At 61.5% G+C, this 13,265-nt stretch carries 11 protein-coding genes; 3 read left to right on the forward strand and 8 right to left on the reverse strand.

The window, feature by feature from the left end:
- Positions 1-69 precede the first annotated feature (69 nt).
- From rplI to dnaG, 6 genes are all read right to left on the reverse strand, one after another.
- Complete coding sequence (gene rplI, locus HKD21_RS06775; RefSeq protein WP_194254885.1) at positions 70-660, reverse strand: 50S ribosomal protein L9; 591 nt, start codon at positions 658-660, stop codon at positions 70-72.
- Positions 661-670: 10 nt separating this feature from the next.
- The gene (gene rpsR / locus HKD21_RS06780) at positions 671-961 is read right to left on the reverse strand and encodes a 30S ribosomal protein S18 (protein WP_194254887.1); all 291 of its coding nucleotides are present in this window, start codon (positions 959-961) and stop codon (positions 671-673) included.
- 5 nt (positions 962-966) lie between these two features.
- Complete coding sequence (gene rpsF / locus HKD21_RS06785) at positions 967-1,449, reverse strand: 30S ribosomal protein S6 (RefSeq protein WP_062033192.1); 483 nt, start codon at positions 1,447-1,449, stop codon at positions 967-969.
- 159 nt (positions 1,450-1,608) lie between these two features.
- Positions 1,609-2,184 carry a GNAT family N-acetyltransferase gene (locus tag HKD21_RS06790; protein ID WP_194255030.1) on the reverse strand — a complete coding sequence of 192 codons (576 nt, stop codon included), beginning with the start codon at positions 2,182-2,184 and terminating at the stop codon, positions 1,609-1,611.
- Positions 2,185-2,205: 21 nt separating this feature from the next.
- On the reverse strand, positions 2,206-4,164 hold the full coding sequence (gene rpoD / locus HKD21_RS06795) for an RNA polymerase sigma factor RpoD (protein ID WP_194254889.1): 1,959 nt from the start codon (positions 4,162-4,164) through the stop codon (positions 2,206-2,208).
- A gap of 166 nt (positions 4,165-4,330) precedes the next feature.
- The gene (dnaG, locus tag HKD21_RS06800; RefSeq protein WP_194254891.1) at positions 4,331-6,178 is read right to left on the reverse strand and encodes a DNA primase; all 1,848 of its coding nucleotides are present in this window, start codon (positions 6,176-6,178) and stop codon (positions 4,331-4,333) included.
- 212 nt (positions 6,179-6,390) lie between these two features.
- On the opposite strand from dnaG, the gene HKD21_RS06805 reads away from it, so the two are divergent.
- Complete coding sequence (locus HKD21_RS06805; protein WP_194254893.1) at positions 6,391-6,762, forward strand: hypothetical protein; 372 nt, start codon at positions 6,391-6,393, stop codon at positions 6,760-6,762.
- A gap of 47 nt (positions 6,763-6,809) precedes the next feature.
- Here the strand turns inward: HKD21_RS06805 and HKD21_RS06810 are convergent, their stop codons facing one another.
- Both HKD21_RS06810 and HKD21_RS06815 read right to left on the reverse strand, forming a co-directional pair.
- The gene (locus tag HKD21_RS06810) at positions 6,810-7,760 is read right to left on the reverse strand and encodes a cation diffusion facilitator family transporter (RefSeq protein WP_194254895.1); all 951 of its coding nucleotides are present in this window, start codon (positions 7,758-7,760) and stop codon (positions 6,810-6,812) included.
- Positions 7,761-7,888: 128 nt separating this feature from the next.
- On the reverse strand, positions 7,889-8,344 hold the full coding sequence (locus HKD21_RS06815; RefSeq protein ID WP_194254897.1) for a GatB/YqeY domain-containing protein: 456 nt from the start codon (positions 8,342-8,344) through the stop codon (positions 7,889-7,891).
- Positions 8,345-8,591: 247 nt separating this feature from the next.
- Here HKD21_RS06815 and carA point away from each other — a divergent pair, with 247 nt between their 5' ends.
- Positions 8,592-9,986, forward strand: coding sequence for a glutamine-hydrolyzing carbamoyl-phosphate synthase small subunit (carA, locus tag HKD21_RS06820; protein ID WP_194254899.1), 1,395 nt, complete (start codon positions 8,592-8,594; stop codon positions 9,984-9,986).
- Between the two features lie 3 nt (positions 9,987-9,989).
- Positions 9,990-13,244 carry a carbamoyl-phosphate synthase large subunit gene (carB, locus tag HKD21_RS06825; protein ID WP_194254901.1) on the forward strand — a complete coding sequence of 1,085 codons (3,255 nt, stop codon included), beginning with the start codon at positions 9,990-9,992 and terminating at the stop codon, positions 13,242-13,244.
- The last annotated feature ends 21 nt before the right edge of the window (positions 13,245-13,265 follow it).

A 13,265-nucleotide genomic window follows, 5' to 3' on the forward strand; every position in this document is an offset into this window, starting at 1 on the left:
GACATAAAAGAACCCGGCTCGGGAATAATCCCGGCCGGGTTCTTTAGAACGAGGTCAGCGCTAGAAGCCTTACGCTTCTTCCGATACCTCGGCAGCTTCGGCAGCAGCCTCTTCGGCGGCGTTCTCAGCCTGCAGGTCACCAAGGATGTTCTCATCCTCGTCCTGCACGCCAATCTCTTCGCCACGAGCCTGACGCTCGGCTTCTTCAGCAGAACGGGCAACGTTAACCGTCAGCGGAATGGACACTTCCGGATGCAGCACAACGCGCGCTTCCGTCAGGCCAAGCTGCTTGATCGGGTGTGCCAGAACAACCTGCTGACGCGAAATCGTCAGGCCGGCATCCGTAGCAGCAACTGCGATGTCGCGGGTGCTGACGGAACCATACAGGCTGCCACTGTCGCCAGCCTGACGGATGACAACAACGGACAGCTCATGCATGCGCTCGGCAAGGCGCTCGGCCTCTTCACGCTTCTTGAGGTTCTGAGCCTCAAGCTGCGCGCGCTCGGTCTCGAAACGCTTTTTGTTGGCAACCGTGGCGCGCATGGCCTTGGCTTGGGGCAGCAGGAAGTTACGGGCATAACCCGGCTTCACGTGCACCAGGTCGCCCATCTGGCCGAGATGCTCGACCCGCTGCAGCAGGATCAGTGCGGTCTGGGACATGATGCTCTCCTCAGTTCACAACGTAGGGGAGCAGGGCGAGGAAACGGGCGCGCTTGATCGCCTGTGCCAGCTCACGCTGCTTCTTGGCCGAAACGGCCGTGATGCGGCTCGGCACGATCTTACCGCGCTCCGAAAGGAAGCGGCTCAGAAGGCGCACGTCCTTGTAGTCGATCTTCGGCGCATTGGCACCGGAGAACGGGCAGGACTTGCGACGACGGTAGAACGGACGACGTGCGCCAACTGCCGTACGACGGGCAGCCGGGTTCACTTCGCCGACGTCAGGAGTGTTTGTCTCGGACATGATTCTTACTCCGCTCCAGCCGTCTCGCGAACATCGTCATGCTCGCCGCGTGCACGATATTCTTCACGGTCTTCGCTGCTGCGACGGGGACCGCCACGGCCGCTCTCGAAACGACCAGCCGGCTTGGAGCCGCCACGGAAGTTGCCGCGATCGCCACGATCGTCGCTCTTGCGCGCCAGAACCGGAGAGGGGTTCTCGTCGATTTCGTCAACGCGCAGCGTGAGAACGCGCAGCACGTCTTCGTTCAGGCCGAGCTGACGCTCTACTTCACGCAGCGTGTCGGGGGTGCAGTCAAGACCCAGCAGGACGTAATGGCCCTTGCGGTTCTTCTTGATGCGGTATGCGAGGGAACGCAGGCCCCAGAACTCGCGCTTCTGGATAGAACCGCCGTTGTCCTTGAGCAGGGTTTCGATGGTCTCGACCAGGGTTTCCACCTGAGCCTGCGACACATCATTACGTGCAATGAGCACGCTTTCATACAATGGCATGAAGACTCCCTTCGGATTGGGTCAACCCGCAACTGGCTCCGACCCATGCCGGAAACAGGGCCCATGTTTCAGGGCGCGGGTATAGCCGGCGCGATGCCACATCGCCCGGCAGGGAAAGGCGGCATTAATCACGCACCGCCCCCAAAAGCAAGCCTTAACTCAGAGTCGTCTCAGCCTTTCCGGCACATATTCGTCCGGAACGTCCCAGGTTTCAGACACGACATGCCGGACTGCAAACCCCGCCTTCCGATAATTCGGCAGCGCATTGGGATGGTCCAGTGTGCAGGTATTGACCCGCAGCCGCCAGCTTCCCGCCCCGAACGCCCGCGCAACGGCATGGTCCAGAAGCGCCCGCCCCAGCCCGCGCCCCATCGCCTGCGGCAGAAGACCGAAATAGGCCAGATTGGCATCCCCCCCCTGCCGCAGATCCAGCTCATAGAAACCCGCTGGCTCGCCGCTGCTGTCACGCAGAACCATGAAGTGAACAGCAGGATCGTGGAGGATTTCTCCCAGTTCAGCATCCGGCATCGACCGGCGCATCCACCAGCAGTACTCCTGCCCGACTGTCAAATACAGAAAACGGTAAAGCGAAAGAGCTTCGTCCCCCGTCACACGAGACAGGGAAAATCCTTCCGGCAAAACTGGAGACGGACGGGAAAAAGACGTCTCCAAAAAGGTAACATCCACCGCAAGACGGGTGGATGCCCCTTTCGGCCTGAGCCAGTCGGGCAACATTGCCACGCGCTCTCAGACGGCTCAGTTGTCGTCGAGGAAGGAGCGCAGTTTGCGCGAACGGCTCGGGTGCTTGAGCTTGCGCAGCGCCTTCGCCTCGATCTGACGGATACGCTCACGTGTCACGTTGAACTGCTGGCCCACTTCCTCAAGGGTGTGGTCCGTGTTCATGCCAATGCCGAAGCGCATCCGCAACACGCGCTCTTCACGCGGCGTCAGGGACGCCAGAACGCGGGTCGTGGCTTCACGCAGGTTGGTCTGGATCGCTGCATCCAACGGAATAACAGCCGTCTTATCCTCGATGAAGTCACCGAGATGGCTGTCTTCTTCATCACCGATCGGCGTCTCAAGCGAGATCGGCTCCTTGGCGATCTTCAGGACCTTGCGGACCTTCTCCAGCGGCATACCGAGCTTCTCAGCCAGCTCTTCCGGAGCAGGCTCACGCCCGATCTCATGCAGCATCTGGCGCGACGTCCGGACCAGCTTGTTGATCGTCTCGATCATGTGGACCGGAATACGGATCGTCTTGGCCTGATCCGCGATGGAGCGCGTGATCGCCTGACGGATCCACCAGGTCGCATAGGTCGAGAACTTGTAGCCACGACGATACTCGAACTTGTCCACAGCCTTCATCAGGCCGATATTGCCTTCCTGAATCAGATCCAGAAACTGCAACCCACGGTTCGTGTATTTCTTGGCAATCGAGATCACCAGACGCAGGTTCGCTTCGATCATTTCCTTCTTGGCGCGCGTAGAATCACGCTCACCACGGGAAACGGTCGCATAAACGCGACGGAACTCACCAACCGGCAGACCCGTCTCATGCGACAGAGCCGCAATCTCGCCACGCAGGTTGCGCAGCTGGTCCATGTGCTTGGTCGTCAGGTTCTTCCAGCCCTTGCCAGGCAGCGCGGAAATACTCTCCAGCCAGGTCGGGTCCAGTTCGCGGCTGCGATACTTGATGAGAAAGTCATCACGCGAAATCTTGCAGCTCTCAGCCAGACGCATCATCCGGCCTTCAACGCCGTTCAGCTTCTGGACCTGCATCTTGATCTGCGCGACCAGTTCCTCGATCCGGTTATTGTGCAGATGAACCTGCTCAACCAGACTGACCAGTTCGTGACGCAGCTTCTCATAGGTCTGCTCGGACTTGTCCGAGTGATCCTCGCCACCCGTCAGGGCCTCAATACGCTTGATCTGGATCTTGCGCAGCTTGTGGTACAGCGGCTCGATGGCTTCGAAACGGGCGAGAATTTCGGGCTTCAGCTTTTCTTCCAGCGCGGACAGGGACAGGCCACTGCCTTCCTGCTGCTCGCCGTCACCTTCTTCGCTCTCGTCCTCGGCCTTGTCGTCCTCTTCGGACGCTTCATCGCCTTCTTCGCCTTCGACCGCATCCGGATCGGGACCACCGCCCTGACTAGCCTCCAGATCGACGATGTCGCGCAGAAGCATCTCGCCGTCCTTGAGGCGCTCATGCCAGGAAATGATGGCGCGAATCGTCAGCGGGCTCTCGCACAGACCGCCGATCATCTCGTCGCGACCAGCCTCGATGCGCTTGGCAATTGCGATTTCGCCTTCACGCGACAGCAGCTCGACCGAGCCCATTTCGCGCAGATACATCCGGACCGGATCATCCGTGCGGCTGGCAGCCTCGGCGTCAACGTTACCGCCCTGAGGACCTTCGGCCTCCTCAGTCTCGGCTTCGCTTTCCTTTTCAGCCGGCCCCTCGGCTTCGTCCTGATCCTCGTTTTCGAGAACCTGAATGCCCATTTCCGACAGGGCCGCCATGACATCTTCGATCTGCTCGGAAGACATCTGGTCCTGCGGCAGGACCGCATTCAGTTCATCAAAAGTGATGTGCCCGCGTTCACGCCCTTTGGCGATCAGCCGCTTGACGGCAGCGGACTGCGTGTCGAGGAGAGTGGTATCCCCCTCCTGTTCCTGCGCGTTCCGATCCGTTCCAGAGGCTGTTTTCGTCGCCATTCGTCTCTCCGTCAACTCCGCCGCGAGTTAGCAATCCGGCAGCGTGCAGGTGGTCGATCCTTCGCCCGAAGTCAAGATTAACACCCCAAAGAATGCAACCTTTCGGGAATAAAAGTCATTCCGATTTCGTTTCTTTATGACAGACCGAACAGTTACGCCCTCACATTCACTCGCCGACCTTCTCTCCACTTTTCAGGGCACCACGAACACGCAGACGGGTCATGAGCGCACTGGGAAAGCGCAACCCACTCTGACCAGTCTCGTCCACAAAAGACTCCATGTCACCATTCACAACAGCTTTGGTCACATCTTCTTCAAGAGCCCGCTCGAACGCCCGGAAATTGACCAAAGCATAAAAATGCCACCAGCTTTCAATGACATCCACCTTCAGGATCTCATCCCGGACCTTCCCGTCTCCCACGCCGCGCGGCAGCGGTCCGCTCTTCAGCGCACCAGCCAGATCCGCCAGCCCATGCTCTTCGAGCCACGCCATGCAGCTTTCTTCCGTCAGGGCATCGCGCCCATCTTCCTGACAGGACCAGTCCAGAAGCGCTGCCCGCAAACGATCCAGATCCGACGGGAGAGAAAGCCCCGCATAAGCCTGTTCCACTTCCGGAAGGATATCGGGATGCAGTAGCAGCATCGTCGTCATGATGTTGAGCCGCTCCCCATTCCCCGACTCCACATCGCGCATCGCGCCGGGGGCCTGCGTGGACAGCTTCAGACTCTCTCCGGCCTTACGCTGGAAAGTTTTCTTCCGCCTGAAACGCTCGAAGAACATGTCCAGCAGGGTACTGCGATATTCCGAGGCCAGAGAACGGTCTGGGATCAGCTTCGACAGCGCCACCAGCTTTTCCCGCAGCGCCGCCCGCTGGTCCGGCCCCGGATCAACCAACCCCGCAGTCAGAAGTCCGAACAGTTCCTCCGCCATGGACGTCGCGCCTGCCAGAGCCTCCTTCATGGCTCGGGGGCCACGACTGCGGATCAGGCTGTCCGGATCGTCCTTCGCATCCAGTCGGCAGAAGCGGATCGTCCGTTCCGGCGAAAGCAACGGCAGCGAAACTTCACACACCCGAAGCGCCGCCCGGGCCCCTGCCGCATCGCCATCCAGACACAGGATCGGCGAGGGCGACATACGCCACAGTAGTTCAAGCTGCTCCTCGCCCATCGCCGTGCCCAGCGGCGCGACCGCCCCGCCAAATCCGGCCTGATCGAGGGCGATCACGTCCATATACCCCTCGACCACCACGAGATCCGCCCCGCGATGCACCCCCTCCCGCGCCAGATCGAGATTGAACAATGTCCGCCGCTTGGAGAACAGCGCCGTCTCCGGTCCGTTGAGATATTTGGGCTGCCCGTCTCCCAGCGTCCGCGCACCAAAGGACATCATCCGCCCCCGCCGGTCCCGGATCGGGAACGTCACACGGTTGAAGAACAGTTCCCCCTTCGGCGCACCCTGCTCGTCCACCCGCATGACACCCGCACGCATCAGCATTTCGACGTTCACGCCATGCGGGCGCAGTTCGTCCAGCAACTGCCGCCCGTCCCCGGACCATCCCAGACCAAACCGTTCGATTGTCTGGTCCGTCAGGCCCCGTCCACGCAGATAGGCCAGCCCCTCCCGTCCTTCCGGACGATACAGACGACGCCGATAGCTCTCCTGCACAAGATTCAGCACATCCCCGAGAGACTGCGCTTCCCGCGCACGTGCCTCGGTTCGAGGGTCCGCCTTCGGAACCTCAAGCCCGGCTTCGGAGGCAAGCTGCTCGACAGCTTCTGGAAAGCTGCGCCCCTCGCTCTGCATCACATACGAGATCGCATCTCCATGCACACCGCAGCCGAAACAATGGAAATGGTCGTCGTAAATATAGAAGGACGGCGTTTTTTCGCCGTGAAACGGGCAGCAGGTTTTCCAGTTCCGCCCGGACCTCACCAGCTTGTTGCGCCGCCCGATCAGCGACGGAAGCGGCGTCCGGTTCCGTAATTCATCCAGAAAGGCCGCATCAATTGCCATGGGCAGAAAGAGCCTTTCATGCGCGTCAGAGAGAAAAGATCCACGAGCGCATACAGCGCCAGCGCTCTTGTTTAAAGGAAACTTTCCACCGAAATCCACACCCGTCACATCGGACCGCTGTTCCCATTGTTCCAGATGCGAGGTTAAGGCATGCTTAAAGCCATCTCTCTGCTGCCGGGTACTCCGACAGCTTTGAAAAACAGGAAGTGTTCATGAAAAAGTATCTGATGCTTGCAGCCGCAACCGGCCTGCTGGCGACGTCACTCACGACAGCACAGGCCGAACCGGGCGGATGCCTCAAATATGGGGCCGCTGGCGCCGTCGGCGGCCATGTTGCCAACCACCACGGCGTTCTGGGCGCCATGGGCGGCTGCGTGACCGGCATGTATGTGCGTCACCGTTACCGTAAGGAAGCCCGGGCCAAGGCTGCCCTGTACGATCAAGAACATCCGGGCGCCAAGGGCTCTTACGAACAGAAAGCCACGGCCTACGACGTGGAACACTCCACAAGCCCCGGCCAGATGCACAGCACAGCACCTGCAACCTCTGCACCGAACGCGACAGCTCCCGCACAGCCCGAGTAAAATATCCTGCACCGGCCTTTCCTTAGCGGAAGGCCGGCCTGCTTTGATTAAATCGGAACCGGCACACCATCCTTGTGGTCCTGTGCCTCGACATACATCCGCATGACCGACGGATACCGCGCCCGCGTCACCCGCTCCAGCGCCGAAACCCCCTGCTCGACCTGCCCGGCCGTCAGCGTATCGTCCCAGTCCAGCGACAGCAAAACGATGATGCTCCCCGGCCCCCGCGTTTCGGTCACAACCTCGTTCACCCCGACCACGCCCGGCAGCTTCATCGCCTCCACACGCACATATGCGTCAATTTCCGGATTGCTCTCCCCGACCAGCAGAGAGCGCGTCTCGTTCGTCAGCAGCACCGCCACGATCACCAGAACCATTCCGATCAGCAGCGACGCCACTCCATCCAACACATGCCATCCCGTCACGACGGAAAGCACGGTAAAGACCAGCGCGATCACAAGACTGACCAGCGCCGCGCCGTCTTCGAACAGCACGACAAACAACCCCGGGTCGGTACTGCGCCGGATCATGGTCCACAGCGATCCCTTGCCCGATGGCATGGACTTCATGGCCGCCAGAAAACCATACCCTTCCAGACATCCCGAAATCCCGAGAATGGTGACATTCAGCCACCAGCCGGGCAGGACATGTCCCAGAATGTGAACAGGCTCCATCGCGGTCGGATGCCACACCTTTTCCCAGCCCTCATGCAGGGAGGCGACACCACCGCCGACAAACAGCGCGCCTGCCACAACCAGCGTCCAGAAATAAAGCTCCCGGTGATGCCCCAGAGGATGCTCTTTCGTCGCCGGAGCCGCTGCCCGCTTCATCCCCACCAGCAACAGGATCTGGTTGCCGCAATCCACAAACGAATGAACCGTTTCCGCCAGCATGGCCGCCGAACCGGTCAGCAGCGCGGCAGCCCCCTTCACGCAGGCAATCCCGAAATTCACCCCCAGGGCAATAAAAACGACCTTCGCTGAACCACCTGCGGACATTCTGGCCTCATTCGTAAAATCCAGAGATCAGACTGATGACCTCGACGCCCTGCTGTCAAACGTCCGCCCAACAAAAAAGCCGCCCCTGAAGGAGCGGCTTTTTGCATCATCGTATTCTGATCGACGAATCAGGCCGAAAGATGCGCCTTCACCAGCGCACTGGCCTTCGCCGGGTCCAGATCCGCGCCGAAGCGCTCTTTCAGAGCCGCCATGACCTTACCCATATCCTTCATGCCCGCCGCTTCGGTCTTCTGAACTGCTTCGGCAATCCCGGCCTTCAGCGCGGACTCATCAAGTTCCGGCGGCAGGTAGGACTTGATCGTGGCGATCTCGCCCTCTTCCTTTTCCGCCAGTTCCGGACGGCCACCCTCACGATACATCGTGGCGGATTCCGTGCGGGACTTGATCATGGAGCGCAGGGCGGAAATGATGTCCTTATCCGTCACTTCGCCCGTCTTGGCACGGGCAGCGACATCCAGATCCTTGATCTTGGCCGTAATCCCGCGGATCTGTGCCACCGTCTCGGACTGACCGGCCTTCATCGCCGTCTTGAGGTCATCCATGATCTGCTTGCGAAGCGACATCGCCGTTCTCCTTCATCGGACAGCCCGCATGAAGCCGTCCCTCATTCCGTGAATGGCGGCAAAATCGCACAAAAGCCGGTTTGCAACAATCCGGCAGGCCCTGTGGCTCCAAAACAAGCCATTCGGAAAAAACTTCCCACCCTTTCCGATGACGCAAAACGGGCAGTGGGAAAAAACTTCCCATTCCGTTTCCGATCCCGTATTCAGAGGCTCCAGAGCCTATCCGACAGTCAGCAACGGGGCGACCATGGACATCGACAGAATCATTGAAAAAGCCGGAGGCGCGGACGAAATCGCCGCTCTCGCCGGCGTTGGGCTGGAGGCCGTGCGCAAATGGCGCCAGTCCCGCATGGTCCCTACCAAACACTGGCCAGCCCTGCTGCGCGTGCCGGGAATCGCCCTTCAGGATCTGACAGCGGATCTCACCGCACCTCAAACCCCACAAGAACAAGCCCCGCAAGAACAAGAAAGAGAGACGGACGTGTCCAATCCCTGCCCTCCCGGCGCCAACGCCGCCCTTGTCCTTGCAGACGGGACAGTCCTGTGGGGCCGCGGCTTCGGCGCCCATACGGAAGGCGCCGTCGGTGAACTGTGCTTCTCCACCGGCATGACCGGCTATCAGGAAACCCTGACAGACCCGTCCTTCGCCGGACAGATCGTGACCTTCACCTTCCCGCATATCGGCAATGTCGGCACGAACGTCGATGACAACGAGGCCCCGAAAATGGCCGCCCTCGGTGCCGTTGTGAAGGAAGACATCACCGCCCCCGCAAGCTGGCGCTCCAACGAGCCCCTCGCGGCATGGCTGAAGCAGCACAATCGTGCGGGCATCAGCGGCGTCGATACCCGCGCCATCACCCGCACCCTGCGCGACAACGGCCCGCAGACCGCCATCCTCGCTTTTCCGGAAAATGGTCGCATCGACACGGACAGCCTGCTGAACCGCGCCCGCCAGTGGCCCGGCCTCGAAGGCATGGACCTCGCCAAAGAGGTGACGCAGCCCAAGCGCGTCTGGACACAGGGTGTATGGGAAACCACCCGCCCGGCCCGGACCGAAAACCGCCGCCGCGTTGTCGCCATGGATTACGGCGCCAAGGATAACATCCTGCGCTGCCTCGTGACCGCCGGATGTGACGTCACCGTCCTGCCCGCCACGGCCACCGCCGAAGAAATTCTGGAACTCAAGCCCGAAGGCGTGTTCCTCTCTAACGGCCCCGGCGATCCGGCCGCGACCGGCACCTATGCCGTCCCCGCGATCCGCACGGTGCTGGACGCGAACGTCCCCGTCTTCGGCATCTGCCTCGGTCACCAGCTTCTCGCGCAGGCTTTGGGCGGCAAGACCTACAAGCTGGAGCGCGGCCATCGCGGCGCAAACCAGCCGGTCAAGGACGTCGAGACCGGCCGCGTGGAAATCACCAGCCAGAACCACGGCTTCGCAGTGGACGAAAAGTCCCTTCCGGCTGATGTGAAGGTGACGCATGTGAGCCTGTTCGATGGCTCCAACGAAGGCATCGCCTCCACCACGAAGGACGCCTTCTCCGTCCAGTACCATCCCGAGGCGAGCCCCGGCCCGTCCGACAGTTTCTATCTTTTCGAGCGTTTCGTCGCGGTCATGGACCGTCGCGCTAAAGCAGGAGCCTGAGCCATGCCAAAACGGACAGACATTTCGTCCATCCTGATCATCGGCGCTGGCCCGATCGTTATCGGACAGGCCTGCGAATTCGACTATTCCGGCGCACAGGCCTGCAAGGCCCTGCGTGAGGAAGGCTATCGCGTCATCCTGATCAACTCGAACCCCGCCACCATCATGACCGATCCCGGTCTGGCGGATGCGACCTATATCGAGCCGATCACCCCGGAATTCGTCGAGCGCATCATCCTCAAGGAAAAGCCCGACGCCGTCCTGCCGACGATGGGTGGTCAGACAGCCCTGAACGCCGCCATGGCGCTCGACAAGTCCGGCTTCCTCAAAAAGCACAACGTGGAGCTGATCGGCGCGGACGCAGAGGTTATCGACCGCGCGGAAGATCGCCAGAAGTTCCGCGAAGCCATGGACGAGATCGGGATCGAAAGCCCCCGCAGCACCATCGCCCATACGCTCGAAGAAGCCCGCGCGGCCCTGGCCGATGTCGGCCTGCCCGCCATCATCCGCCCGTCCTTCACAATGGGCGGCGCTGGCGGCGGCATTGCCTATAACCGCGAAGAGTTCGACCAGATCGTCGCAGGTGGCCTCGATGCCTCGCCCACGACCGAAGTCCTGATCGAAGAATCCGTCCTCGGCTGGAAAGAATACGAGATGGAAGTGGTCCGCGACACTGCGGATAACTGCATCATCATCTGCTCCATCGAGAACATCGACCCGATGGGCGTCCATACCGGTGACTCCATCACCGTCGCCCCCGCCCTGACGCTGACCGACAAGGAATACCAGCGCATGCGGGACGCCTCGATCGCGTGCCTGCGCAAGATCGGCGTCGAGACCGGCGGCTCCAACGTGCAGTTCGGCGTCAACCCCGCCGATGGCCGTCTGGTCGTTATCGAGATGAACCCGCGCGTGTCGCGTTCCTCCGCGCTTGCCTCAAAGGCCACCGGCTTCCCGATCGCCAAGATCGCCGCCAAGCTGGCTGTGGGCTACACGCTGGACGAACTCAAGAACGACATCACCAAAACGACCCCGGCCTCCTTCGAGCCGACGATCGACTATGTCGTCGCCAAGATCCCCCGCTTCACCTTCGAGAAGTTCCCCGGCTCCCCGGCGCTCCTCTCGACGTCCATGAAGTCGGTCGGTGAAGCCATGTCGGTGGGCCGGTCCTTCGCCGAAGCCATCCAGAAGGGTCTGCGCTCTATGGAAACGGGCCTCACCGGTCTCGATCCGGTCGAAGCTCCCGGCGACGGTTCGCACAACGCCTATCTCGCCGCTCTGGCCGAACCGCGCCCCGAGCGCATCCTGATGGCCGCGCAGGCCCTCCGCGCCGGACTGTCGGTCGAACAGATCAACGCAGCCTGCAAGTTCGAGCCCTGGTTCCTCCGCCAGCTCGAAGACATCGTGGTGTCCGAGCGCGAGATCGAAAAGAACGGCCTGCCCACAGACGCCTACAATCTGCGCCGCCTCAAGGCCCAGGGCTTCTCCGACGTCCAGCTCGCCCGCCTCTCCGGCCAGAGCGTCACGGATGTTGCAGACCTGCGCGAGAAGCTGGCTGTCACGCCTGTCTATCGCCGCATCGACACTTGCGCCGCCGAATTCGCTTCCGACACGCCCTATCTGTATTCCACCTATGAAGGCGGGTTCGGCACGCCTGAATGCGAAAGCCGCCCGACGAACCGCGACAAGATCATCATCCTCGGTGGCGGCCCGAACCGTATCGGTCAGGGCATCGAGTTCGACTATTGCTGCGTCCACGCCGCCTACGCCCTGCGCGAAGCCGGTTTCGAGACGGTCATGGTCAACTGCAACCCCGAGACGGTCTCAACCGACTACGACACCTCGGACCGCCTGTATTTCGAGCCTCTGACCGCTGAGGACGTGATCGCCCTGATCCGCACCGAAGCCAAGGGCGGCAAGGTTCTGGGCTGCATCGTGCAGTATGGCGGCCAGACTCCGCTCAAGCTGTCCCGCGCCCTTGAAGAAGCTGGTATCCCGCTCCTCGGCACCCCTGCGGACGCGATCGACCGCGCCGAAGACCGCGAGCGCTTCCAGACCATGCTCCGCAAGCTCGGCCTGCGCCAGCCGCGCAACGGCATCGCCCGCAGCCCGGCGGAAGCCGAAGCCATCGCGGAAGACGTCGGCTACCCGGTCGTCGCCCGCCCGTCCTACGTTCTGGGCGGTCGCGCGATGGAAATCGTCTATGACAAGCCAGGCCTCAAGCGCTACCTCAACGGCGTCCTGCGCGCCGCCGGTCCCGAAGTCTCGACCGGCCCGGTCCTGCTCGATCACTACCTCAACGACGCCATCGAAGCGGACGTGGACTGCATCTGCGACGGCGAGAACGTCTATGTCGCAGGCGTCATGGAACACATCGAAGAAGCCGGCATCCATTCCGGTGACTCTGCCTGCTCCCTGCCGCCCTACACGCTCTCCCCCGCGCTGGTGACGGAATTGCGCTCGCAGACCGAAGCCATGGCCCGCGAACTGGGCATCCGCGGCCTGATGAACGTGCAATATGCCATCAAGGATCAGGAAGTCTTCGTTCTCGAAGTAAACCCGCGCGCCTCGCGAACCGTACCGTTCGTCGCCAAGGCTACCGGGGTTCCGGTCGCCAAGATCGGCGCACGCGTCATGGCAGGTGCGAAACTCACCGAGTTCAAGCTCGATGGAGGTGCGGTCTCGCCGCATGTGGCTGTCAAGGAAGCGGTGTTCCCGTTCCACCGCTTCGCCAATGCCGACACGATCCTCGGCCCGGAAATGCGGTCCACGGGTGAAGTCATGGGTCTAGATTCCAGCTTCGAGCGCGCCTTTGCCAAGTCCCAGCTTGCCGCTGGCGTAACACTGCCGCTTGCAGGCACGGTGTTCCTGTCCGTCCGTGACAGCGACAAGGCGCACGTCCAGCCACTGGCTCGCAAACTGGTCGCCATGGGCTTCACGATCCTCGCCACCAGCGGCACGGCGTCCCGTCTGGAAGACGCGGACATTCCCGTAAAGCGCGTGAACAAGGTGATGCAGGGCCGTCCGAACTGCGTGGATTCCATCCGCTCGGGCGACGTACAGATGGTCATCAACACCTCGCAGGGTGGTCAGGCCGCGCAGGACAGCTACGAGATCCGTCGCAGCGCCCTGACCATGGGGATCCCGCACTACACCACGATCGCAGGTGCCCGTGCGGCGACCTACGCGATTGCGGTCCTCAAAGAAGACGATCTGGGTGTTGCCCCGCTTCAGTCCTACTTCAAGGGCACATTCTAACAGGAAGAACCCGGTATCAGC

The organism is Gluconobacter cerevisiae (assembly GCF_015244675.1).
GTDB lineage: Bacteria > Pseudomonadota > Alphaproteobacteria > Acetobacterales > Acetobacteraceae > Gluconobacter > Gluconobacter cerevisiae.

Excerpts from the sequence above, each read along its gene's own strand:
- rpsR (WP_194254887.1), bottom strand. The coding sequence starts at position 961 with ATGTCCGAGACAAACACTCCTGACGTCGGCGAAGTGAACCCGGCTGCC.
- HKD21_RS06810 (WP_194254895.1), bottom strand. The coding sequence starts at position 7,760 with ATGTCCGCAGGTGGTTCAGCGAAGGTCGTTTTTATTGCCCTGGGGGTG.
- HKD21_RS06790 (WP_194255030.1), bottom strand. The coding sequence starts at position 2,184 with ATGTTGCCCGACTGGCTCAGGCCGAAAGGGGCATCCACCCGTCTTGCG.
- rplI (WP_194254885.1), bottom strand. The coding sequence starts at position 660 with ATGTCCCAGACCGCACTGATCCTGCTGCAGCGGGTCGAGCATCTCGGC.
- rpoD (WP_194254889.1), bottom strand. The coding sequence starts at position 4,164 with ATGGCGACGAAAACAGCCTCTGGAACGGATCGGAACGCGCAGGAACAG.
- dnaG (WP_194254891.1), bottom strand. The coding sequence starts at position 6,178 with ATGGCAATTGATGCGGCCTTTCTGGATGAATTACGGAACCGGACGCCG.
- carB (WP_194254901.1), top strand. The coding sequence starts at position 9,990 with ATGCCAAAACGGACAGACATTTCGTCCATCCTGATCATCGGCGCTGGC.
- rpsF (WP_062033192.1), bottom strand. The coding sequence starts at position 1,449 with ATGCCATTGTATGAAAGCGTGCTCATTGCACGTAATGATGTGTCGCAG.
- HKD21_RS06805 (WP_194254893.1), top strand. The coding sequence starts at position 6,391 with ATGAAAAAGTATCTGATGCTTGCAGCCGCAACCGGCCTGCTGGCGACG.
- carA (WP_194254899.1), top strand. The coding sequence starts at position 8,592 with ATGGACATCGACAGAATCATTGAAAAAGCCGGAGGCGCGGACGAAATC.
- HKD21_RS06815 (WP_194254897.1), bottom strand. The coding sequence starts at position 8,344 with ATGTCGCTTCGCAAGCAGATCATGGATGACCTCAAGACGGCGATGAAG.